Below are 21,035 nucleotides of genomic sequence, written 5' to 3' on the forward strand. Positions count from 1 at the left end.
ACGCACATGGAACTCTTTTCTCATCTCTCCATGGGTTTCGGCGTGGCCTTCACGCCGATCAACCTGCTCTACGCCTTCATCGGCTGCGTGCTGGGCACGCTGATCGGCGTGCTGCCCGGTATCGGCCCGGTGGCGACCATCGCCATGCTGCTGCCGGCAACCTACGCGCTGCCGCCCGTCTCCGCACTGATCATGCTGGCCGGCATCTACTACGGCGCGCAGTACGGCGGCTCCACCACCGCCATCCTGGTGAACCTGCCGGGCGAGTCGTCCTCGGTGGTGACGGTGATCGACGGCTACCAGATGGCGCGAAAAGGCCGAGCCGGGCCTGCGCTGGCTGCTGCCGGCCTGGGGTCGTTCTTCGCTGGTTGCGTGGGTACCGTCATCCTGGCCGCCTTCGCGCCGCCGCTGACCGAGCTGGCCTTCAAGTTTGGCCCTGCCGAGTACTTCTCGCTGATGACGCTGGGCCTGATCGGTGCCGTGGTGCTGGCCTCGGGCTCGCTGCTCAAGGCGGTTGCCATGATCGTGCTGGGCCTGCTGCTGGGCCTGGTGGGTACCGACGTCAATTCCGGCGTGGCGCGCTACAGCTTCGACATCCCGGAACTGACCGACGGCATCGGCTTCGTGGCCATCGCCATGGGCGTGTTCGGCTACGGTGAAATCATCGCCAATCTGGCCACGCCGGAGTCCGATCGTGAGGTGTTCACGGCCAAGGTCCACGGCCTGATGCCGACCAAGGAGGACTTCAAGCGCATGGTGCCCGCCGTGCTGCGCGGCACGGCCATCGGTTCGGCCCTGGGCATCCTGCCTGGCGGCGGTGCGCTGCTGGCGGCCTTTGCGGCCTACACCATCGAGAAGAAGACCAAGCTCCAGCCCGGCGAAGTGCCGTTCGGCCAGGGCAACATCCGTGGCGTGGCCGCTCCCGAGTCCGCCAACAATGCCGGTTCGCAGACCTCCTTCATCCCGCTGCTGACGCTGGGCATTCCGCCCAACGCGGTGATGGCGCTGATGGTGGGCGCCATGACCATCCACAACATCCAGCCCGGCCCGCAGGTGATGACCAGCAACCCCGAGCTGTTCTGGGGCCTGATCGCCTCGATGTGGATCGGCAACGCCATGCTGGTAATCCTGAACCTGCCGCTGATCGGCATGTGGATCAAGCTGCTGTCCGTGCCCTACAAGTACCTGTTCCCGTCCATCGTGCTGTTCTGTGCGGTCGGTGTGTACACCACCAACAACAACACCTTCGACGTGTGGATGGTGGGCGCCTTCGGCGTGATCGGCTACATCTTCCACAAGCTCGGCTGCGAACCCGCGCCGCTGCTGCTGGGCTTCATCCTGGGCCCGATGATGGAAGAGAACCTGCGCCGCGCGCTGCTGCTGTCGCGCGGCGACTGGAGCGTGTTCGTCACGCGCCCGATCTCCGCCGGCCTGCTCGCCGCAGCCCTGCTGCTGCTGATCATCGTGCTGCTGCCTTCCGTGAAGGCCAAGCGCCAGGAAGCCTTCGTCGAGGAGTGAAGCGCCACTGACGCCGGTGCGCCGGTGTCCTTGGTTTACGAACGGCGCTCCGAGGGGCGCCGTTCGTCTTTCAGGGCCTGCTCGCGCGCGGCGGCTTCATGTGATGGCGCGCCATGGCCAGGAATGCCAGGGCGGCCGGGCTCAGCGGATGCTTGGCGAGGCGCACGGCGACCACCGGGTATTCGAGCGCGGGCCGCGCCACGGCCACCGCGCGCAGGTTGACCGGCATGAGCACCTCCACGTAGCGCGGCAGCAGCGCGACCCCCGCGCCCGACTGGATCAGGCCGAATGCGGTCGACAGCATCGACACGTGGTGCGCCACGCGCGGGTAGACGTTTGCCATGCTCGCGAGCTGGCGGCTGACCGAGCGCCAGACGTTGGCATCCGGATTGACGTGGATGAAGGGCTGCGATTGCAGGTGCCGGCCGTCGACCACCACGCGCTGCGCCAGCGGATGGTCATCGCGCACGAAGAGCGCCAGGCGTTCCGTGAACAGCGGCTCGGTGGCCAGCTCCGAATGCTGCTGGCCGATGTCCGAGCCGAAGCCCAGGTCTGCCTCCTGCGAGAGCACGCGCGAAATCATCTGCTCGGCCGTGCTGTCGAGCAGCGTGGTCGCGAGCTTCGGGTGCGTCTGCGAGAAGCGGCCCAGCAGCGGCGGCAGCAGCGCGCCGGCCGTGAGGTGGCCCACCGCCAGCACGATGCGTCCATCGCGCAACTGCGACTGGGAGCGGCAGGCGCTCACCGACTCATCGATCAGCCGGAGTGCGCGCACCGCCGTATCCACCATCATCTGGCCCGCCGTGGTCATCCGTATGCGGCGGCCGCGCACGACCAGCGGCTGCGCCAATTCCTCCTCCATGCGCTTGATCAGGTGGCTGATGGCCGGTTGCGTGAGCTGCAGGGCCTCGGCCGCCAAGGTGAAGCTGCCGGTCTCGGCCACCGCCGCCAGCGCGCGCAACTGCTGCAGCGAAACGTCCTCGGTGGGGCTCCTGGGCATGAACGCTATTGATAGTTGAATAAACCAGATTATCTGGCTTGATGCGCCGCTGCTGCATAACATGCGGGGTTGCCCACCATTGCGCAGTACCACCGATGAAACGCATTCAAGTCCTCCAGGTCCTTGCCCTAGCGCTCGGCATAGTGGCGTCTTCTTCGAGCCTGGCGCAGGGCTACCCGAACAAGCCGATCCGGCTCGTCGTGCCGTTTCCCGCGGCCGGCGCCACCGACCTGCTGGCACGCACGCTCGGCCAGAAGATGGGCGAGAAGCTCGGCACGACCCTGGTGATCGACAACAAGCCAGGCGCGGGCGGGGCCATCGGCTCCGACCTGGTGGCCAAGTCAGCCCCTGACGGCTACACCCTGCTGCTGGCCACCACCAGCACCCATTCGATCGGACCGGCCATCACCGCCCGGCTGCCCTACGACACGGTGCGCGACTTCACTCCGATCGCGCACGTGGGAGACGCGCCCAGCATCATGCTGGTGCCGGTCAGTTCGCCCGCGAAGACGGTGCGCGAGTGGATCGACCACGCCCGCAAGAACCCCGGCCGGCTCAACTACGCATCGAGCGGCAACGGCACCATCGTGCAGCTCACGGCCGAGCTGTTCAAGTCGCAGGCCGGCGTGTTCGTCACGCACATTCCCTACAAGGGCACGGCGCTGGCCATTCCCGACCTGATCAGCGGAAAGATCGACGTGCTGTTCGACTCGCTGCCCACCGGCATGCCGCACGTGCGCGACGGCCGCCTGCGTGCGCTGGGCGTGACCACGCTCAAGCGCAGCCCGCTCGCACCTGAGCTGCCGCCCATTGCCGACACGCTGCCGGGCTTCGAGTCGAACACCTGGTTCGGCTTCTACGGGCCGAGGAACCTGCCCGCCGACGTCGTCGCGAAGCTCAACAAGGCCGCCAACGACGCGCTGTCCGACTCCGAGGTCAGGGACAAGCTCGCGCGCCTGGGCATCGAGCCCGCCACGCCGGGCACGCCCGAGCAGTTCGCGAAGATGGTGGCGGTGGACGCCGCGAAGTGGAAAAAGATCGTGGTCGACCGCAAGATCACCAACGAATAACGCAGAGCACATGGAAATGAACTTCGACTTCAACAACCCCTACCTCTCCACCCGCATCCCGGTGTTCGCGCGCAACGTGGTGTCGACCTCGCACCCGCTGGCCTCGCAGGCCGGGCTGCGCATCCTGCAGCAGGGCGGCAACGCGGTCGATGCGGCCATTGCCACCGCGGCGGTGATGACGCTGGTCGAGCCGGTGAGCAACGGCCTGGGCAGCGATGCCTTCTGCATTCTGTGGGACGGCAAGGAACTGCACGGCCTCAATGCCTCGGGCCCCGCGCCCAAGGCCTGGACGCCCGAGTACTTCAAGGCCAGATGCGGCGCCGACGCCACAACGCCGCCGATGCGCGGCATCGATTCGGTCACGGTGCCGGGCGCGGTGCGCGGCTGGGTCGCGCTGAGCGAGCGCTTCGGCAAGCTGCCCTTCGCCGACCTGCTGGCGCCGGCCATCGACATCGCCGAGCGCGGCTACCTGGTGCCGCCCGTGGTGCAGGGCAAGTGGGCCGCCGCCACGCCGCTGCTGCAGTCGCAGCCGGGCTTCGCGCAGGCCTTCCTGCCCTGGGGCCGCGCGCCCGAGGTGGGCGAGCTGTTCCGCTTCGCCGCCGCCGCGCGCGCGCTCAGGGCCATCGCCCGCACCAAGGGCGAGGCCTACTACAGCGGCGAGATCGCCGAGGCGCTGGCGAAGTTCTCCGCAGAGCAGGGCGGCGCGCTCACCGTGGCCGACCTCGCGGCCTACCAGCCCGAATGGGTCACGCCGATTTCGCGCGACTACCGCGGCCACACGCTGCACGAGATTCCGCCCAACGGCCAGGGCATCGCGGCGCTGATCGCGCTGGGCATCCTGGAGAAGTTCGACATCGCCTCGCTGCCGGTCGATTCGGTGCGGTCGCAGCATCTGCAGATCGAGGCCATGAAGCTGGCCTTTGCCGACGTGTACCGCTACGTGTCGGAGCGCAGTAGCATGGAAGTGAGCACCGAGCAGATGCTCGACGACGCCTATCTGGCCTCGCGCGCCCGCCTGATCGACGTGAAGAAGGCGCAGGACTTCAAGGCCGGCAACCCGGTGAAGGGCGGCACCATCTACCTCACCGCCGCCGACGAGCGCGGCATGATGGTGAGCTTCATCCAGAGCAACTACATGGGCTTCGGCTCGGGCTGCGTGGAGCCCGGGTTCGGCATCAGCCTGCAGAACCGCGGCCATGGCTTCAGCCTCAAGGCCGGCAGCCCCAACCTGGTGGCGCCGGGCAAGCGCCCGTTCCACACCATCATCCCGGCCTTCCTCACCAAGGACGGCCAGCCGGTCATGAGCTTCGGCGTGATGGGCGGCAACATGCAGCCGCAGGGCCACATGCAGACGCTGGTGCGCATGCTCGACTACAGGCAGAACCCGCAGGCCGCCTGCGATGCGCCGCGCTGGCGCTTCAACGCGGGCCTGGAGATCAACGTCGAGGCCGCGATGAACCCCGCCACGGTGCAGGGCCTGCGCGAGCTGGGCCATCAACTGGAGGTGATCAACGATTCGTACCAGGACTTCGGCGCCGGCCAGTTCATCTGGCGCGCGGGCGAGCCTGCGATCGAAGGCTATGTGGCCGCCAGCGATCCGCGCCGCGACGGCGCGGCGGCGGGGTATTGAGGCGGGCGCACCACCGTTGAGTGCGGCCCAGAAGAACCTCGCCCCGGGCTTGGTGCTCGCCACGCTGGGCGCGATCGCCTTCAGCGGCAAGGCGATCATCGTCAAGCTGGCCTACCGCCACGGCGTGGACGCCGTGACGCTGATCATGCTGCGCATGCTGTTCGCGCTGCCCATTTTCGCGCTCATGGCCTGGTGGGCCGGGCGCGGCAAGCCCGCGCTCACCGGCCGCGACTGGCTCGGCGTGATCGGGCTGGGCTTCTCCGGCTACTACCTCTCGAGCTTCCTCGACTTCGCCGGGCTCGCCTACATCTCGGCCAGCTTCGAGCGGCTGATTCTGTATCTCAACCCGACGCTGGTACTGTTCTTCGGCTGGCTGCTCTACCGGCGCCGGCCGTCGCGTCCGCAGGTGCTGGGCATGATCGTCAGCTACGCCGGCGTGCTGCTGGTGTTCGGCCACGAACTGCTGGCCGGCGACACCCAGGGCGGCGGCCTTGCCGCGGCCTGGGGCGCGTTCCTGGTTTTTCTCAGCGCGGTGAGCTACGCGGGCTACCTGGTCTACAGCGGCGAGTTCGTGCGGCGGCTGGGCGCGCTGCGGCTGGTGGGGCTGGCGACCAGCGTGGCCTGCCTGTTCTGCCTGGCGCAGTACGCGCTGCTGCTGCCGCTCGACACGGCGCTGCGGGTGGCGCCCGGGGTCCTTTGGCTGTCGGTGCTCAACGCCACGCTGTGCACCGCCGTGCCGGTGCTGATGGTGATGATGGCCATCGAACGCATCGGGCCGGCCATGGCCGCGCAGACCGGCATGGTCGGGCCGCTGTCGACCATTCTCATGGGGGTGGTGATACTCGGCGAGCCGTTCACCGCCTGGGTCGCGGCCGGCACGGCGCTGGTGATCGCGGGCATTTTCGTTTTCACGCGCACGGGGCGCTGACGCCTCCGCGCTTTCTTTCTTCTGGAGTCGAACATGGATCTGGGCATTGCAGGCAGGACCGCGCTGGTATGCGGAGCGAGCAAGGGGCTAGGCTACGGCTGCGCCGAGGCGCTGGTGCGCGAGGGCGTGAACGTGGTGATCGTCGCGCGCGGCGCCGAGGCGCTCGAAGCCGCCGCGCGGCATCTGGCCGGTGCGGCGGCGGCCTCCGCCCCCTTCGTGAAGCCGGTGGCCGCCGACATCACCACCGAGGCGGGCCGCGCGGCGGTGTTCGCGCTCGGGCATGATTTCGACATCGTCGTCACCAACGCCGGCGGCCCGCCGCCCGGCGACTTCCGCGACTGGGACCGCGCGGCCTGGATCCGGGCAGTCGACGCCAACATGCTCACGCCGATCGAACTCATCAAGGCCACGGTGGACGGCATGGCCGCGCGCGGCTTCGGGCGCATCGTCAACATCACCTCCAGCGCGGTCAAGGCGCCGATCGACGTGCTCGGCCTGTCCAACGGCGCGCGCAGCGGGCTGACCGGCTTCGTCGCCGGCGTCGCGCGCAGCGCCATCGCCGGCAAGGGCGTGACCCTGAACAACCTGCTGCCCGGCGCCTTCGAAACCGACCGCTTGAAGATGACCATGGTCGGCGCCGCCCAGAAGGCGGGCAAGGGCCTGGACGCCGTCATGGACCAGCGCCGCCGCGGCATCCCGGCCGGGCGCTTCGGCAGCCCGGCGGAGTTCGGCGCCATCTGCGCCTTTCTTTGCAGCGTGCACGCCGGCTACATCAACGGCCAGAACGTGCTGGCCGACGGCGGCGCCTATACCGGAACGTTCTGAGACTCAACGCCGCGAGGACACCACGATCCCCGCCACGATCAGCACGAACGCCGCCGCATGGTAGAAGTGCGGCGTCTCGCCCAGGAAGGCGGCCGACAGCAGGGCCGCGAACAGCGGCGTGAGGTTGGCGAAGATGGCGGTGGTGCCGGGGCCCACGCGCCGCACGCCGGCGCCGAAGCAGCGATAGGCCAGGATCGCCGGCCCCACGGCCACGAACACAACGGCCGCGGCCAGCGGCCAGCCCCAGGTGACGTGCGCATCGGCCCACTGCCATTCGCCCGCCGTGGCCAGCCCGGCCCAGCCCAGGCCGAAGACGATCTGCCCCATCAGGAAGGCCGACCAGTCGCCGCGCAGCTCCGGCGGGTCGCGCGGCTGCACCAGCAGCCAGCTGTAGAAGGCCCAGGCGATGGTGGCCAGCACCATGAAGCCGTCGCCCGGCACCAGGCGCAGCGTCTGCAACTGGCCCCAGTCCCCGCGCGACAGCACCACCAGCACGCCGGCCACCGACAGCAGCGCGCCCAGCACCTGGCGCGGCTGCACCCGCGCGCCGAAGAACAGCGCGCCCACCAGCAGCATCCAGACCGGCATGCTCGAGCCCATCAGCGTGGTGTTGATCGGCGTGGAGGTCTGCAGCGCCAGGTACTGCAGCGCGTTGTAGCAGCCCACGCCCAGCAGCCCGAGCAGCGCGAAGCGCCCGCGGTGCCGCCACAGCGGCGAGCCCCGCCGCAGCACATGGCCTGCCAGCGGCAGCAGCAGCACGAAGGCGAGCGCCCAGCGCACGAAGTTGAAGGTCATGGGCGGGATCAGCTCGTGCACCAGCCTGCCGACCACCGCATTGCCGGCCCAGAGCAGCGGCGGGACCAGCAACAGCAGCAGCGTGGAGGGGCTCAGTCGTGTGGACATGCGGTCGAATGTACCCTGCAGATTCCGGGCTTTCGTGGCAGCATTCCCGGCCTTGACCCACAGGAGCGCACCCATGAGCAAAGCCGTCCGCATCGAACGCCACGGAGGCCCGCAGGAGATGAGAGTCGTCGACGTGCAGGTCGGCGAGCCCGGCCCGGGCGAGGTCCGCATCCGCCACTATGCGGTGGGGCTGAACTTCATCGACGTCTACCAGCGCACCGGCCTCTACCCGTTCCCCATGCCGCTGCAGCTGGGCATGGAAGGCGCGGGCGTCATCGAGGCGGTGGGCGAGGGCGTGACGCACCTGCGGGCCGGCGACCGCGCCGCCTATGCCAGCAACCCGCCCGGCGCCTATTGCGAGGTGCGCGTGATGCCCGCCCAATGCGTGTGCCGGCTGCCCGACGCCATCAGCTTCGAGACCGGCGCGGCCATGATGCTCAAGGGCCTGACCGCCCAATACCTGCTGAAGAAGGCGCGGCCGGTGGAGGGACTGGAGCCGGGCGACCACGTGCTGTTCCACGCGGCCGCGGGCGGCGTCGGCCTGATCGCCTGCCAGTGGGCCCGGGCGCTGGGCCTGCGACTGATCGGCACCGCCGGCTCCGACGCCAAATGCCAACTGGCGCTGGACAACGGCGCCGCGCACGCCATCAACTACGCCAGGGAAGACTTCGCCGCGCGCGTGAAGGAGATCACCGGCGGCAAGGGCGTGAAGGTGGTGTACGACTCCGTGGGCAAGGACACCTGGGACCAGTCGCTCGATTGCCTGCGCCCCTTCGGCCTCATGGCCAGCTTCGGCAACGCCTCCGGCCCGGTGCCGCCGTTCGCGCCCGGCCTGCTCGGCGCCAAGGGCTCGCTCTACGTCACGCGGCAGACGCTGTTCAGCCACATCGCCACGCGCGAGGCCACGCAGGCCATGGCCGACGACCTGTTCGCCGTGGTCGCGGGCGGGCAGGTCAACATCCGCATCGCGCAGCGCTACCCGCTGGCCGAGGTGCAGCAGGCGCACCGCGACCTGGAAGCGCGCAAGACCACCGGCTCCACCATCCTCACGCCGTGAACGCGCCCGGCTGGGTCACCGCCGCGCGCGCCCAGGCCCGGCGCGGCCCCGGGCGAGCGCGCGAGCCCTTCCTGGTCGAGGACGAGGTCGTGGGCTCGGTCGATGCCGAAGTTTGGAGTCAAATCAGCCTGCAGCCCAGGATGCGTCTGGGCTATACGCTATCAAAAGAGGAGTATCGCGGCGCGCCGGCCTGGGTGCTGCGCGGCCTGGATGCCAGCGGCGCGCTCCATGCGCTGGCCCATGCGCTGCGCGACGCCGGCCACTGCGGTCCCTGGCGCGGCGAGCAGCTCGCCGTGTGCGACGCGGCCGGCAGGCGCATCGGCATCGTCGAGCGCGGCGCCGTGCGCGTGCTCGGCGTGGCGACGCAGGCGGTCCACCTGCTCGGCCTGGCTCCCGATGGCCGCATGTGGGTGCAGCAGCGCGCCTTCGACAAACCCAACCACCCCGGCCTGTGGGACACGCTCATGGGCGGCATGGTTTCGGCCGCCGACACGCGCGAGCAGGCCCTCGCGCGCGAGACCTGGGAAGAAGCCGGCCTGCGCATCGACGCCCTGCAGGCCCTGGCCCATGGCGGCCACGTGGACCTCGACCAGCCCAGCGACGAGGCCGGCGGCCGCGGCCACATGCGGGAGCGCATCGACTGGTACCGCGCCACCGTGCCGCAGCACCTGCAGCCCGTCAACCAGGACGGCGAAGTCGCCCGCTTCGAACTGCTGCCGCGCGACGCGCTGCTGCAGCGCCTGGAGCAGGGCATGTTCACGCCCGAGGCCACGCTGGTGCTGGCGGCGGCGCTGGGGTGGTGAGGGCGGCCCTTCCCACGCGAGTGCGCGGGCCTTGGCGCTGCTGCGCCTGTTTGTGCCTCGGGAGCACTGCGCAGGCGCGGCTGAGGTGCGATAGCGTCGCGCACCTGCCGCATCATCAGGTGCTGGAGCCCGCCTTGGCCTCGCGTGAGGGCCTCACCAGCGGCACCTGCCGCTGCGCCGCCATGTCGCGCACCAGGTTCCAGGCCGCCTGCGCCATGGGCGCGAGGGCGCGGTTGCGGCGGTGGACCAGCACGATCTCGCGGTCCACGCGCGGCAGCAGGGGGCGCACGGCCAGGCGCGGCAGGCCTTCGGGCGGCAGCGCGAGCGTGGGGATGACGGAGATGCCCAGGCCCGCGTCGAGCATGCGGAAGATGGTGGTCGGGTGGCCGACCTCCTGCGCCACGCTGCAGTGCACCTGATGCCCGGCCAGCGCCTGGTCGATCAGGCGGCGGCTGCCCGAGGCGTGGTCCAGCAGCACCAGGGCTTCGCCGGCCAGGTCGGTCCAGCGCACCTGGCGCTTGCGCGCCAGGCGGTGGCCGGGCGGGCAGGCCAGGCAGAAGGGCTCGGCCAGAATGGTTTCGCACTCCAGGGCCTCGCGCTCGCCCGGGTCTATCACCACGCCGAAGTCCACCTCGCCCGAGAGCACGCTGGCCAGCACCGCGCTCTGGATGCGGTCGAGCAGCACCAGCTCCAGCCCGGGCATGAGCCGCTGGCACTGCGCGATGCAGTCCGGCATGAGGTTGGCCGACAGCGTGGGGCTGCTGGCCACGCGCACGCGGCCGCGCCGCGCGGTGGCCATGCCGCGCACTTCCAGCAGGGTGCCCTCCAGATCTTCGAGCACGCGCGTCAGGCGCGCGGCCAGGCTGCGGCCGGCATCGGTCAGCTCGACCTCGCGCGTGGTGCGGTTGAGCAGCTTCAGGCCGAGCTGCGCCTCCAGCTCGGTGATGCAGCGGCTCACGGCGGGCTGGGTGAGGCCGACCAGGGCGCCGGCGCGGCTGAAGTTGCGGGTGGCCGCCACGGACTGGAACACGGTGAGCTGGCGCAGGGTGACATTCATGCGGTGGAATCATAAAACCATCAGAACAATCGATTTCTCTTTGGGTTGCTTTTGCGGTCCACTGCGTGCTTCCTCTGCCTCCCCGCTGCTTTTTCCATGGCCCGTTCCCGCTTTCTTCCTGACAACTTCACGCTGGCGCTGCTGGGCACGGTGGCGCTGGCCAGCCTGCTGCCGGCCTCCGGCGCGGTGGCGCGTTTCTTCGAGGGGCTGACGGTGGCGGCGGTGGCGCTGCTGTTCTTCCTGCATGGCGCCAAGCTGTCGCGCGAGGCCATCGTGGCGGGCCTCGGCCACTGGCGCCTGCATCTGGTGGTGGTGGGCGCCACGTTCGTGTTGTTTCCGCTGCTGGGCTGGGCCTTGAAGCCGGTGCTGCTGCCGCTGGTCACGCCCGACCTGTACATGGGCGTGCTGTACCTGTGCGTGCTGCCGGCAACGGTGCAGTCGGCCATTGCGTTCACGGCCATGGCGCGCGGCAACATGCCGGCGGCGATCTGCAGCGCCTCGGCCTCGACGCTGCTGGGCATCGTCATCACGCCGCTGCTGGTGGGCCTGCTGCTGCCCACGGCGGGCAATGCGCAGCACCATGACCCGCTGGCCAGCATCGGCCGCATCATGCTGCAACTGCTGGTGCCGTTCGTGGCCGGGCATCTGCTGCGGCCGTGGATCGGCGGCTTCGTCAAGCGCCACGCGCCGGTGCTGCGGTTCGTCGACCAGGGCTCGATCCTGCTGGTGGTGTTCACGGCCTTCAGCGCGGCGGTGGTGGAGGGCCTCTGGGGCCGGCTGCCGCTGCCGGCGCTGGCCGGGCTGGTGGTGGTGTGCGCGGTGCTGCTGGCGCTGGCGCTGGTGAGCACCACGTGGCTGTCGCGCCGGCTGGGCTTCTCGAAGGAGGACGAGATCACCATCGTCTTCTGCGGCTCCAAGAAGAGCCTGGCCAGCGGCGTGCCCATGGCCAAGGTGCTGTTCGCGTCGCAGGCGGTGGGGGCCATGGTGCTGCCGCTCATGGTGTTCCACCAGATGCAGTTGATGGTCTGCGCCGTGCTGGCCCAGCGCTATGCGCGCCGGCCGGTGGCGCAGGGGGCGTCAGAAGGCGATGCGGCTGCGGCGGTGCGGCCTTCGGCTTGAGGGGTGCTATCCAATATATAGCTGGAAACCCAGGTGATACCTGGGCTTGAGGCATATTTCTTCAGTATTCCGGCTGCCGGTCATCTCCCCGCTCGTCGGCGTGCGGAGAGAAATTCGGTCAAGAATGCCTGAAGCCCAGGTGTTGTCTGGGCTTGTAGCTATCTTTTTTGTAGTTCTCAGTCGTGCGCCGCCACGGCCGCCTCTGCCGTCGGCGGCTTGCGCAGCCGGTTGGGCGCGAGCACGCCGGCCGTCTCCAGGATCGGGTAGGCGATCGAGCAGATGTGCGAGTTGATGCGTTTCAGGTCGCTGATCAGGTCGATGTGCAGCGAGCTGGTTTCGATGCTCTGCACCGTGTTGCCGGCGAGCCGGTCGAGGTGGGTGGTGGCATAGGCGCGCTCCAGGTCGCGGAAGCGCGCTTTTTCTTCAAGCAGTTTCTGCGCGTCGCGCACGTTGCCGTTGAGGAACACGCTCATGGACAGGCGCAGGTTGTCGATCAGGCGCTGGTGCAGCTCCACGATCTCGGCCATGCCGGCCTCGGAGAAGCTGCGCGCGGTGCGGATGCTCTTGTCCTCGATGTCCTGCAGCACGCGCTCGATGATGTCGCCGACCTGCTCCATGTTGATGGTGAAGCTGATGATGTCGGTCCAGCGCCGGCTCTCTTCCTCGCCCAGCGCCTCGCGCGAGATTTTGGTGAGGTAGTACTTGATGGCCGAGTACAGCTCATCGACCGTGTCGTCCATCTTGCGCAGCCGCTCGGCCAGCGCCAGGTCGTTGTGGCGCAGCACGTCGAGCATGCCGACCAGCATGGTCTCCACCACGTCGGCCTGGTGCAGCGCCTCGCGCGCGGCGCAGGAGATGGCCAGCGAGGGCGTGGACAGCGCCGACGGGTCCAGGTGCCGCAGCCGCTCCGGCTGCGCGGCCGCCGGCGGCTTGGGCCGCAGGCGCTGCACCGCGCGCGCCACGCGGTGGGTCAGGCCGATGAAGCCCAGGCCGATCACCACGTTGAATCCCAGGTGGAACAGCACCACGCCGTGCGTGGCGTCCGGCAGCAGCGGCTGCACGTAGCGCAGCCACAGCCCGATGAAGGGCGCGACGATGGCCACGCCCATGAGCTTGAACACCAGGTTGCCCACCGTGACCTGGCGCACCTCGACCGGGGACTTGGCCGTGGTCAGCACCGCCAGCAGGCCGCTGCCCAGGTTGGCGCCCAGCACCAGGCCCAGCGCCACGTCCAGCGGCACCACGCTGGAGCCGGCCATGGCGGCGATCAGCAGCACGATGGCCAGGCTGGAGTAGGCGATGACCGCCAGCACGGCGCCGAGCGTGATCTCCATCAGTACGTCGCTGCTGACCGAGGCCAGCAGCGCGCGCACCGCGGGCGAGGCCAGCAGCGGCCCGGTCGCCTCCACCACCAGCCGCAGCGCCAGCAGCATCAGGCCCAGCCCGATCAGCACCCGGCCCACGCGCCCGGCGGTGCCGGCCTGGCGCGACACGAACAGCACCACGCCGACGAAGATCAGCAGCGGCGACAGCCAGGACAGGTCGAAGGAGAAGAAGACCGACATCAGCGCCGTGCCGACGTCCGCGCCGCGCATCACCGCCAGCGCCGCCGGCAGGGCGATCAGCCCCTGGCCGACGAAGGATGAGGTCATGAGCGAGGTGGCGGTGCTGGACTGCACCAGGGCCGTGACGCCGATGCCCGACAGGGCCGCCGTGAAGCGGTTGCCCATGCTGCGGGCCAGCAGCTTGCGCAGGTTGGCGCCGAAGACGCGCAGGACGCCGGTGCGCACGAGATGGGTGCCCCACACCAGCAGGGCCACGGCCGCGAGCAGGTCGAGAAGATGCTTCATGAGAGTCGGGTTCTGGCCTTTCTTTTGATCTCGTTCTGGTTCGATCCCGCCTCATTTTCCCCCAGGGGCCGTTTCAGTCGATGAGGCTCCCGTTATCGTGGAAAGGATAAGGGCCTTCGAAGTGCCCGCAGGCTGCGAGATGTGTCACCAGCCGCCCGCTGCGCGCCGACCACGCATGCACCCGCAAGGCCGGCGGCTCCAGCGTCCAGGCCGAGGCCGCGTCCGGCGCGAGGTCGAGGCAGACCTGGTGCGCCGGCGCCGGCGAGGTCGAGGCGACGCTGCCGCCAAAGCGCACGTCGATCGCGCGGTGCAGGTGGCCGCAGATCACGCGCTCGACGTTCGGGTGGCGGGCGATCAGCGCCTCGAGCGCGTCGGCGCCCTGCAGCAGGCCGATCCCGTCCATGTGGCCGATCAGCGTCTGGAACGGCGGGTGGTGCATGGCGACCACCACGGGCGCGCCGCGGCAGGCCTCCAGTTGCGCTTCGAGCCAGGCCAGGCGCTTCTCGCACAGCGCGCCGTGGCTGGCGCCGGGCACGCAGGTGTCGAGCGCGAGCAGGCGCAGCGGGCCGACCTGCACCGCGTACTGGATGAAGCCGCCGCTGCCCAGGTAGGCATGGCCGGGGAAGCTGCGGCGCAACTGCTCGCGCTCGTCGTGGTTGCCGGGCATCAGGTAGACCGGCATGCCGAGCGGCGCCAGCAGGCGCGCGAGGTGCTCGTACTCGGCGGCGCGGCCGAAGTCGGTCAGGTCGCCGGTGATCACCACGGCGTCGGGCGCCTGCCGCAGCGCCAGCACCGATTGCACCGCGCGCTCCAGGTAGGGCGCGGTGTCGATGCGGCCGTAGGCGAGGCGGCCCGGCTCGCGGATGTGCAGGTCGGTCAGTTGGACCAGGACGGTGGTGTCGGAAGGGGTTGTGCTCATGCGGGGGTTTCATGCGAGGTCATCAGGTGCTCGGGGCGGATGCGCAGCCCGAGCAGGTCGCCCGGGCGGAAGGGGCAGTCGCGCGCCACGTCGGCCACCAGCAGCGGCTGGTCCTGCGTGCGCAGATGCAGTTGTACCCGGTCGCCGAGGAAGGTGCGGCGCTCGACCGTGGCGCTGCCCCAGCCGGGCCGGAGCGGGCCGACCTCGACGTCTTCGGGCCGCACCAGCAGCGCCGCATGCGCCCGCCATGCCGGCGGGCAGGGCAGGGTCGATCCGCCGAGCCGGACCAGGCCTTGCGCCATGGCCTCGGCCGCGCGCTCGATCCGGTTGACCCGGCCCAGGAACTCGGCCACGAAGGGGTGCGCGGGGGCGCGGTACAGGTCTTCGCCGCGGCCGACCTGCACGATGCGGCCGGCGCGCATCACCGCGAGCCGGTCGGCGATGGCCAGCGCCTCCTGCTGGTCGTGCGTGACGTGGATGGCGGTGATCTGCAGGCGGCGCAGCAGCTCGGCCAGTTCGTCGCGCAGCGACTCCTTGAGCTTGGCGTCGAGCGCGGCCAGCGGCTCGTCGAGCAGCAGCACGCGCGGGCGCACGGCCACCGCGCGCGCCAGCGCCACACGCTGGCGCTGGCCGCCCGAAAGCTCGGCGGGGCGCTTGTTCTCCAGGCCGCCCAGGCGCACCAGGTCGACCAGTTCGCCCACGCTGCGCCTTTCTTCATCGCGCGATACGCCGCGAATGCGCAGGCCATAGCCGATGTTGGCCGCCACCGTCATCTGCGGGAAGAGGGCGTAGCTCTGGAACACCATGCCCACGCCGCGCTGCTCGATCGGTCGCTGCGTCACGTCCTGGCCGCCGAAGACGATGCGGCTGCCGGCGTCGGGCGACTCCAGCCCCGCGATCAGCCGCAGCAGCGTGGTCTTGCCGCAGCCCGAGGGGCCGAGCAGGGCCAGCACTTCGCCGGCCTCGACCTTCAGGTCGGTGGGCTGCAGGCCGCGCGTGCCGTCGGCATAGGTCTTCGCGCAGCGGGCGATGTCGATCGGGATGCGTTCAGGTTCCATGGCGTTCCTGGATCAGATTGGCAAGGTGCTGCAGGCCCCACAGCACCGGAAGAATGACGGCGAAGAAGACCAGCGTGTAGGCCGACCCGACCTCGATGCGCATCGAGACGTAGCTGTCGGCCAGGCCCACGGGCAGGGTGCGGGTGAGCGGCGTGTGCAGCATCCAGGTCAGGTTGAATTCGCCGATCGAGAGCGTGAACACCATCAGGCTGCCGGCCACGATGGCCGGGAACACGGCCGGCACCAGGATGCCCAGCAAGCGCTGGTGGAAGCTGGCGCCCAGCGAGCGCGCGGCCTCCTCGAGCGCGAGCAGTTCGTTGCGCTCGAAGGCCGAGCCCACGGTGCGCACCATGAAGGGCAGCGTGAAGACCACGTGGCCCACGAGGATGAAGGCAAAGCTCTGCCGGAAGGCGGTGATCCGGCCGTAGGCGAGGATCAGCGCCAGCGCGGTGGCAAGGCCGGGCACGGCGACCGGCAGCGTCAGCAGTTCCTCGAAGACGCGCGCGGCGCGCGAGCGGCTGCGCGCCAGCGCATAGGCGCAGGGCACGCCGATGAGCACGGTGCAGACCACGCAGGCCACGGCCAGCGCGAGCGACCAGCCCACGGTGCCGCCGTAGTGGTCCCACACCTCGCCGAGCCAGCGCAGCGTGAGGCCGCTCTTCCAGCCCGCGCTGTAGTTGTTGACCAGGCCCGCCATGACCGAGAGCAGCATCGGCGCGATCATGAACAGGCTCACCATCAGCGTGACGGCGAGCAGGAAGGGGGCGCGGGGCTGTGAAGGCGTCTTCATCATCGGATGACCGGGTTGGCGCCAAGGCGGCGCGCCACGAACAGCACCAGCCACGTCACGATGCCCAGCGCAATCGACAGCGACGCGGCGAGCGCGAAGTTGGCGTAGTTGGTGAATTCGTTGTAGATGGTGATCGGAAGGACCTCGAACTTGCTCGCCAGCGTGAAGGCGGTGCCGAAGGCGCCCATCGACGTGGCGAACAGGATCGCGCCGCAGGCCAGGGTGGTGGGCGCGAGTTCGGGCATCCACACGTCGCGCGCCACGCGCAGCCGCGAGGCGCCGAGCGAGCGCGCGGCTTCTTCGAGCTGGGCGTTCATCGACTCGGCCGCCGCCGCGTAGGTGGCGATGGCGCGCGGCAGCGAGAAATACAGGTAGGCCAGGAACAGCCCGAGCAGGCCGTAGGCGAAGGTGATGCGCTGGCCGAACAGGCTGTCGCCCAGGTCCGCGACCACGCCCTGCCGCCCGCCGAGCAGGATCACGAAGAAGCCGATGATCACGCCCGGAAACGACAGCGGCAGCGTGAGCAGCGACAGCAGCATGCGCTTGCCGACGAAGGCATGGCGCGCGAGGTAGATGCCGACCGCCGCGCCCAGCACCAGGGTGGCGAGCGTGACCGTGATGGAGAGCACGACGGTGTTGGCCATGCTCGCGAGGTAGCGCGAATCCGTGAGCACGGCGAAGTAGGTTGTCCAGCCTTTGTCGGCGGGCAGCGTCAGCAGGCGCACGACCGGCAGCAGCCAGAAGGCCGCGAAGAAGGCGGCAGCAGGCGCTGCGCAGGCCAGCAGGCGCCAGCTTGGGTTCCAGGCGTTTTTCATTTTTTGCCTCTTGTTGTGTTTCGATCGGGTTGTTCGGGGCATGTGCCCAGGCCGCCGGGTACTCCCCTCCGCGAATGTCCCCCGGCCTTCGGCCTCCTCCTTTATTTCGCTGCGGGGAGCACCCGACGCCCTGTGCACAACTAGCGCTGCCGTTGTGCTGCTCGATCAACCAGTGCTCTGAACGATCACGACGGCGGGGTGCCTTGCGCAGCGAAATAAAGGAGGAGGGGCGAAGCCCCGGGGGACATTCGCGGAGCAGGGCACCCCGTCGGCGTGAGCGCGCCCCGAAAAGAGCGCCCCCGCAACGAAGCACACAGAGTCAGCGCACTTCCTTCAGATACTCATCGGAGAAAGCGCGCTGCGCGGCAGCCATGCGCCCGTAGTCCACGCTCTTGGCGCGGGCGTAGTCGCTCGCAGGCAGGAACTGGGCTTCGATTTCCTTGGGCATCGCGTTCGCGCGCACCGGCCGCAGGTAAGCCTTGGCCCAGATCGCCTGGCCTTCGTCGGACAGCGTGAAGTCGAGCACCTTCTTGGCGTCGGCAGCGTGCGGGGCCTTGGCGACCAGGCTCATCACGTAGGGCACGGCCAGCGTGCCTTCGCTCGGGATCACGAAGGCGACGTTGGCCTTGTCCTTGTACCTGGCGCGGTAGGCGTTGAAGTCGTAGTCGAGCAGGATCGCGATCTCGCCCGACAGCACGCGCGCATAGGAGGTCTGCTTGGGCACGATCGGCTCGTTCTTCTGCAGCGCCTTGAAGTAGTCGATGGCCGGCCGGAAGTCGTCGAGCGTGCCGCCGCGCGCCTCGTTCACCGCCACGGCGCCGACGTAGCCGACGAAGGCCGAGGCCGGGTCGAGGTAGCCGACCAGGCCCTTGTACGCGGGCTTGAGCAGGTCGGCCCACGACTTCGGGATCGGCTTGCCCTTGAGCGCGTCGACGTTGACCATGAAGCCGAGCGTGCCCGAGTGGATGGTGAACCAGTTGCCGGCCGGGTCCTTCAGCCCCTCGGGAATCTCATTCCACGCGGCCGGCTTGTAGGGCTGGACCAGGCCGTCCTTGGCGGCCTGCACCGCGAAGGTCACGCCCAGGTAGGTCACGTCGGCCACGGGGCTGGCCTTTTCGGCCGCCATCTGCGCCAGCGACTGGCCGGAATTCTTGTTGTCGGGCGGCACGGTGACGCCGGTCCTGGCCTTGATGGCCTTCAACTGGGCGCCCCAGTCGGCCCACTCGGTCGGGCAGTTGTAGCAGATGGCGGTCTGCGCCATGGCGCTGCCGGCGGCGAGCGCGGCGGCGAACAGGCCCAGGCGGGCGAGGCGGCGGAAGCGGAAGGGCATGGCGAACTCCTTGAAAAATGAAGCGTGGGACGTGGGTGGGCGCCTCAGCAAGTCGCGGCGTCGCCGTCTTCGCACGCCGGAGCGCACGACTCGCCGTCCCGGAAGGCATGGGCCAGCAGCAGGCTCGCATCGGACCGCAGCGTGCGGCCCTCGGCAATGGCCTGGATCAGCAGTTCGACGCCGTGGCGGCCGATGTCGCTGTTGGGCTGGGTGATGGTGCTGAGCGCGGGCGTGAGATCCTCGCCCAGCGCGATGCCGTCGAAGCCGACGACGCTCAGGTCCTGCGGCACCGCCAGGCCGCACAGGTGCGCGGCGCGGATGCTGCGGATCGCCAGCAGGTCGTTCGAGCAGACCAGCGCGCTGGGCCGCGGGCGGGCCCGCAGTTGCGCGCACAGCGCCTCGATGGCGGTCTCGACGAAGGGCACTTCGATCAGCGGCTGCGCGTCCAGCCCGGTGTCGGCCATGCCCCGGAGGTAGCCGCGGTAGCGCTGCTGCGCGCGGTCGGACGCGGCCAGCGTGCCGCTGACCATGGCGATGCGCCGGTGCCCCAGCAGCACGAGCCGCGCCACCGCATCGGCCACCGCGCCTTGGCCGTCCACCGACACGCAGGGGTGACCCGCATGGCGGTTGTAGGCCAGCACGTAGGGCACGCCGGCGGCCTGCAGGCGCGGCAGCGCGGCCGAGGTCGAGGGGTTGGACACCACCAGGATCAGCCCGTCGACGTTGCCCGCCAGCAGCAGCTGGACGGCGCGCTCCTCCTCGTCGAGCCGATACGCGGTGGTCACGGGAATGATGGCGTAGCCGCCCGCCACGGCCGCGCGCGCGATGCCCTGCAGGCATTCGGCGAAGGCCGGGTTCAGCAGGGTGGGCAGCACCACGCCGAGCACCCGGCTGCGCTGGGTGCGCAGGGTGCGCGCGCTGGCGTTGGGCAGGTAATGCAGTTCCCGCGCCGCGCGCTCGACCCGTTGCCGCGTGGCGGGGCTCACCTTGTCGGGCAGATTGAAGGCCCGCGACACGGTGGCCACGGAGACCCCGGCGCGGGCGGCAACGGCTTGGATGCTCATGATGCGGTGCGGTGTAATCGTTTACATTGCACCGCGGCAGTATGACGCCGCGATGACACGCCGTGGCAGTCGGACCAACCCCGTGGCCTTGGCGCGCCAGCCAGGGCGCCGCGGCGACGCGGCGCGACGTTTTTCGGTGAAAAGTGCCTGAAGCCCAGGTTATTTCTGGGCTTATTGCTACTAAATTAGTAGCAAAATGGGCCGGAGCGTTCTCAGCCGCCGCGCCAATGCACCTGCCGCTGGCCCAGTTGCAGGCGCTGCATGCGCCGATGGACCGTGGAGCGGTTGACGCCCAGCAGCCGCGCGACTTCCGAGACGTTGCCGCCGCACTGGGCGAGCAGGCGCTCCAGCCGCTGCGCTTCGGTCCCGGGCTCCTCGTGCGCCGCGATGCCCGCCGTGCCGCGCGGCGTGGGTTCGTCCGCGCCGGGAAGCCCCCACGGCGCTGCGGCGTCTGCCGGCTGCAGGGCGGGCGGAAGGTGTTCGGGCTCGATCACGCCTTGCCCGGCCAGTGCCGCCGCATAGCGCAAGGCGTTGTGCAGCTCGCGCAGATTGCCGGGCCAGGCATGCGCGAGCAGCCGCGCCTTCGCGGCCGGGCCGAGCACCAGTGGCGCGATGCCGGCCAGCAGACGCTCGGCCAGCGCGGCCGTATCCTGCCGCTCGCGCAGCGCGGGCAGCTGCAGCGTGGCGGCGTTGAGGCGATAGAGCAGGTCGCGGCGGAACTGCCCTTGCTCCACCAGCGTGTCCAGCGGCTTGTGCGATGCGCAGAGGACGCGCAGATCGAGCTTGCGCGGCTGGCGCGCGCCGAGCGGCATGATCTCGGACTCCGAGAGCACGCGCAGCAGCTTGGCCTGCAGGGCCAGCGGCAGATCGCCGATCTCGTCGAGGAACAGCGTGCCGCCATCCGCGGCTTCGATCAGCCCGGTGCGGCCCTTGCCGGCCGCGCCGGTCCAGCTCCCGGGCAGGTAGCCGAACAGCTCGCTCTCCAGCAGGGCTTCCGGGATGGCCGCGCAGTTGAGCGCCACCAGGGCGCCGCCGCGGCCGCTGGCGGCATGCAGCGCGCGCGCCAGGTACTCCTTGCCGCTGCCGGTTTCCCCCTGGATCAGGATGGGCAGGCCGCTCGGCGCCAGTTGCGCCGCGCGCCGCAGCAGCGCGTCCATGGCGGGGTCGCCCGCACTCCTGTCTCTTATACACATCTTAAAGGGGGGGGGGGGGGGGGGGGGGGGGGGGGGGGGGGGGGGGGGGGGGGGGGGGGGGGGGGGGGGGGGGGGGGGGGGGGGGGGGGGGGGGGGGGGGGGGGGGGGG

At 70.0% G+C, this 21,035-nt stretch carries 19 protein-coding genes; 8 read left to right on the plus strand and 11 right to left on the minus strand.

What is annotated here, in order from left to right; translation table 11 throughout:
• Positions 1-6: 6 nt before the first annotated feature.
• Positions 7-1,518: a tripartite tricarboxylate transporter permease gene (locus JHD63_RS10845; protein WP_198970766.1), complete on the plus strand. Its 1,512-nt coding sequence runs from the start codon at positions 7-9 to the stop codon at positions 1,516-1,518.
• Between the two features lie 70 nt (positions 1,519-1,588).
• On the opposite strand, the gene JHD63_RS10850 is transcribed toward JHD63_RS10845, so the two are convergent.
• Positions 1,589-2,515, minus strand: a complete 927-nt coding sequence (locus JHD63_RS10850) for a LysR family transcriptional regulator (RefSeq protein WP_198970767.1) — start codon at positions 2,513-2,515, stop codon at positions 1,589-1,591.
• A 95-nt stretch (positions 2,516-2,610) separates the two neighbouring features.
• Between JHD63_RS10850 and JHD63_RS10855 the strand changes: the two genes are divergently transcribed.
• Genes JHD63_RS10855 through JHD63_RS10870 form a run of 4 tightly spaced genes read left to right on the plus strand, consistent with a single transcriptional unit; the run spans position 2,611 to position 6,968 of the window.
• Positions 2,611-3,585 (plus strand): Bug family tripartite tricarboxylate transporter substrate binding protein, encoded by a 975-nt coding sequence (locus tag JHD63_RS10855; RefSeq protein WP_198970768.1) that lies wholly within the window; start codon positions 2,611-2,613, stop codon positions 3,583-3,585.
• Between the two features lie 16 nt (positions 3,586-3,601).
• Complete coding sequence (locus JHD63_RS10860) at positions 3,602-5,215, plus strand: gamma-glutamyltransferase family protein (RefSeq protein WP_198970784.1); 1,614 nt, start codon at positions 3,602-3,604, stop codon at positions 5,213-5,215.
• Positions 5,166-6,143, plus strand: a complete 978-nt coding sequence (locus JHD63_RS10865) for a DMT family transporter (protein WP_198970769.1) — start codon at positions 5,166-5,168, stop codon at positions 6,141-6,143. Before JHD63_RS10860 ends, JHD63_RS10865 begins: the two co-directional genes overlap by 50 nt.
• A gap of 33 nt (positions 6,144-6,176) precedes the next feature.
• Positions 6,177-6,968: an SDR family oxidoreductase gene (locus JHD63_RS10870; protein ID WP_198970770.1), complete on the plus strand. Its 792-nt coding sequence runs from the start codon at positions 6,177-6,179 to the stop codon at positions 6,966-6,968.
• 3 nt (positions 6,969-6,971) lie between these two features.
• Here the strand turns inward: JHD63_RS10870 and JHD63_RS10875 are convergent, their stop codons facing one another.
• On the minus strand, positions 6,972-7,871 hold the full coding sequence (locus JHD63_RS10875; RefSeq protein ID WP_198970771.1) for a DMT family transporter: 900 nt from the start codon (positions 7,869-7,871) through the stop codon (positions 6,972-6,974).
• 73 nt (positions 7,872-7,944) lie between these two features.
• On the opposite strand from JHD63_RS10875, the gene JHD63_RS10880 reads away from it, so the two are divergent.
• Positions 7,945-8,928 carry a quinone oxidoreductase family protein gene (locus JHD63_RS10880; RefSeq protein ID WP_198970772.1) on the plus strand — a complete coding sequence of 328 codons (984 nt, stop codon included), beginning with the start codon at positions 7,945-7,947 and terminating at the stop codon, positions 8,926-8,928.
• Entirely contained in the window at positions 8,925-9,731 is an 807-nt protein-coding gene (locus JHD63_RS10885; RefSeq protein ID WP_198970773.1) for an NUDIX hydrolase, read from the plus strand. Before JHD63_RS10880 ends, JHD63_RS10885 begins: the two co-directional genes overlap by 4 nt.
• 115 nt (positions 9,732-9,846) lie before the next feature.
• On the opposite strand, the gene JHD63_RS10890 is transcribed toward JHD63_RS10885, so the two are convergent.
• Positions 9,847-10,788, minus strand: a complete 942-nt coding sequence (locus JHD63_RS10890) for a LysR family transcriptional regulator (RefSeq protein ID WP_198970774.1) — start codon at positions 10,786-10,788, stop codon at positions 9,847-9,849.
• A 96-nt stretch (positions 10,789-10,884) separates the two neighbouring features.
• Here JHD63_RS10890 and JHD63_RS10895 point away from each other — a divergent pair, with 96 nt between their 5' ends.
• Entirely contained in the window at positions 10,885-11,907 is a 1,023-nt protein-coding gene (locus tag JHD63_RS10895; protein ID WP_198970775.1) for a bile acid:sodium symporter family protein, read from the plus strand.
• 176 nt (positions 11,908-12,083) lie between these two features.
• Here the strand turns inward: JHD63_RS10895 and JHD63_RS10900 are convergent, their stop codons facing one another.
• The 8 genes from JHD63_RS10900 to JHD63_RS10935 form a co-directional block, all read right to left on the minus strand.
• Positions 12,084-13,757 (minus strand): Na/Pi cotransporter family protein, encoded by a 1,674-nt coding sequence (locus JHD63_RS10900; RefSeq protein WP_198970776.1) that lies wholly within the window; start codon positions 13,755-13,757, stop codon positions 12,084-12,086.
• A 73-nt stretch (positions 13,758-13,830) separates the two neighbouring features.
• The gene (locus JHD63_RS10905) at positions 13,831-14,676 is read right to left on the minus strand and encodes a phosphodiesterase (protein WP_198970777.1); all 846 of its coding nucleotides are present in this window, start codon (positions 14,674-14,676) and stop codon (positions 13,831-13,833) included.
• A complete protein-coding gene (locus JHD63_RS10910; protein WP_198970778.1) occupies positions 14,673-15,734 on the minus strand; it encodes an ABC transporter ATP-binding protein in 1,062 nt (353 codons plus the stop codon). Before JHD63_RS10910 ends, JHD63_RS10905 begins: the two co-directional genes overlap by 4 nt.
• Entirely contained in the window at positions 15,724-16,524 is an 801-nt protein-coding gene (locus JHD63_RS10915; RefSeq protein WP_198970779.1) for an ABC transporter permease, read from the minus strand. Before JHD63_RS10915 ends, JHD63_RS10910 begins: the two co-directional genes overlap by 11 nt.
• On the minus strand, positions 16,524-17,339 hold the full coding sequence (locus tag JHD63_RS10920) for an ABC transporter permease (RefSeq protein WP_198970780.1): 816 nt from the start codon (positions 17,337-17,339) through the stop codon (positions 16,524-16,526). The genes JHD63_RS10915 and JHD63_RS10920 overlap by 1 nt, the downstream gene beginning before the upstream one ends.
• Before the next feature lie 319 nt (positions 17,340-17,658).
• Positions 17,659-18,669: an ABC transporter substrate-binding protein gene (locus JHD63_RS10925; protein WP_198970781.1), complete on the minus strand. Its 1,011-nt coding sequence runs from the start codon at positions 18,667-18,669 to the stop codon at positions 17,659-17,661.
• Between the two features lie 44 nt (positions 18,670-18,713).
• On the minus strand, positions 18,714-19,733 hold the full coding sequence (locus tag JHD63_RS10930; protein WP_198970782.1) for a LacI family DNA-binding transcriptional regulator: 1,020 nt from the start codon (positions 19,731-19,733) through the stop codon (positions 18,714-18,716).
• 212 nt (positions 19,734-19,945) lie between these two features.
• The coding region (locus tag JHD63_RS10935; protein ID WP_198970783.1) for a sigma-54 interaction domain-containing protein at positions 19,946-21,035 on the minus strand (1,090 nt) is incomplete at its 5' end.

It is taken from the genome of Xylophilus sp. ASV27, from assembly GCF_016428875.1.
GTDB lineage: Bacteria > Pseudomonadota > Gammaproteobacteria > Burkholderiales > Burkholderiaceae_C > Xylophilus.

What these genes read in the sequence shown, in the direction of transcription:
- JHD63_RS10875 (WP_198970771.1), bottom strand. Translation starts at nt 7,871, where the DNA reads ATGTCCACACGACTGAGCCCCTCCACGCTGCTGCTGTTGCTGGTCCCG.
- JHD63_RS10930 (WP_198970782.1), bottom strand. Translation starts at nt 19,733, where the DNA reads ATGAGCATCCAAGCCGTTGCCGCCCGCGCCGGGGTCTCCGTGGCCACC.
- JHD63_RS10925 (WP_198970781.1), bottom strand. Translation starts at nt 18,669, where the DNA reads ATGCCCTTCCGCTTCCGCCGCCTCGCCCGCCTGGGCCTGTTCGCCGCC.
- JHD63_RS10845 (WP_198970766.1), top strand. Translation starts at nt 7, where the DNA reads ATGGAACTCTTTTCTCATCTCTCCATGGGTTTCGGCGTGGCCTTCACG.
- JHD63_RS10905 (WP_198970777.1), bottom strand. Translation starts at nt 14,676, where the DNA reads ATGAGCACAACCCCTTCCGACACCACCGTCCTGGTCCAACTGACCGAC.
- JHD63_RS10855 (WP_198970768.1), top strand. Translation starts at nt 2,611, where the DNA reads ATGAAACGCATTCAAGTCCTCCAGGTCCTTGCCCTAGCGCTCGGCATA.
- JHD63_RS10870 (WP_198970770.1), top strand. Translation starts at nt 6,177, where the DNA reads ATGGATCTGGGCATTGCAGGCAGGACCGCGCTGGTATGCGGAGCGAGC.
- JHD63_RS10890 (WP_198970774.1), bottom strand. Translation starts at nt 10,788, where the DNA reads ATGAATGTCACCCTGCGCCAGCTCACCGTGTTCCAGTCCGTGGCGGCC.
- JHD63_RS10900 (WP_198970776.1), bottom strand. Translation starts at nt 13,757, where the DNA reads ATGAAGCATCTTCTCGACCTGCTCGCGGCCGTGGCCCTGCTGGTGTGG.
- JHD63_RS10850 (WP_198970767.1), bottom strand. Translation starts at nt 2,515, where the DNA reads ATGCCCAGGAGCCCCACCGAGGACGTTTCGCTGCAGCAGTTGCGCGCG.
- JHD63_RS10920 (WP_198970780.1), bottom strand. Translation starts at nt 17,339, where the DNA reads ATGAAAAACGCCTGGAACCCAAGCTGGCGCCTGCTGGCCTGCGCAGCG.
- JHD63_RS10910 (WP_198970778.1), bottom strand. Translation starts at nt 15,734, where the DNA reads ATGGAACCTGAACGCATCCCGATCGACATCGCCCGCTGCGCGAAGACC.
- JHD63_RS10895 (WP_198970775.1), top strand. Translation starts at nt 10,885, where the DNA reads ATGGCCCGTTCCCGCTTTCTTCCTGACAACTTCACGCTGGCGCTGCTG.
- JHD63_RS10880 (WP_198970772.1), top strand. Translation starts at nt 7,945, where the DNA reads ATGAGCAAAGCCGTCCGCATCGAACGCCACGGAGGCCCGCAGGAGATG.
- JHD63_RS10860 (WP_198970784.1), top strand. Translation starts at nt 3,602, where the DNA reads ATGAACTTCGACTTCAACAACCCCTACCTCTCCACCCGCATCCCGGTG.
- JHD63_RS10865 (WP_198970769.1), top strand. Translation starts at nt 5,166, where the DNA reads ATGTGGCCGCCAGCGATCCGCGCCGCGACGGCGCGGCGGCGGGGTATT.
- JHD63_RS10915 (WP_198970779.1), bottom strand. Translation starts at nt 16,524, where the DNA reads ATGAAGACGCCTTCACAGCCCCGCGCCCCCTTCCTGCTCGCCGTCACG.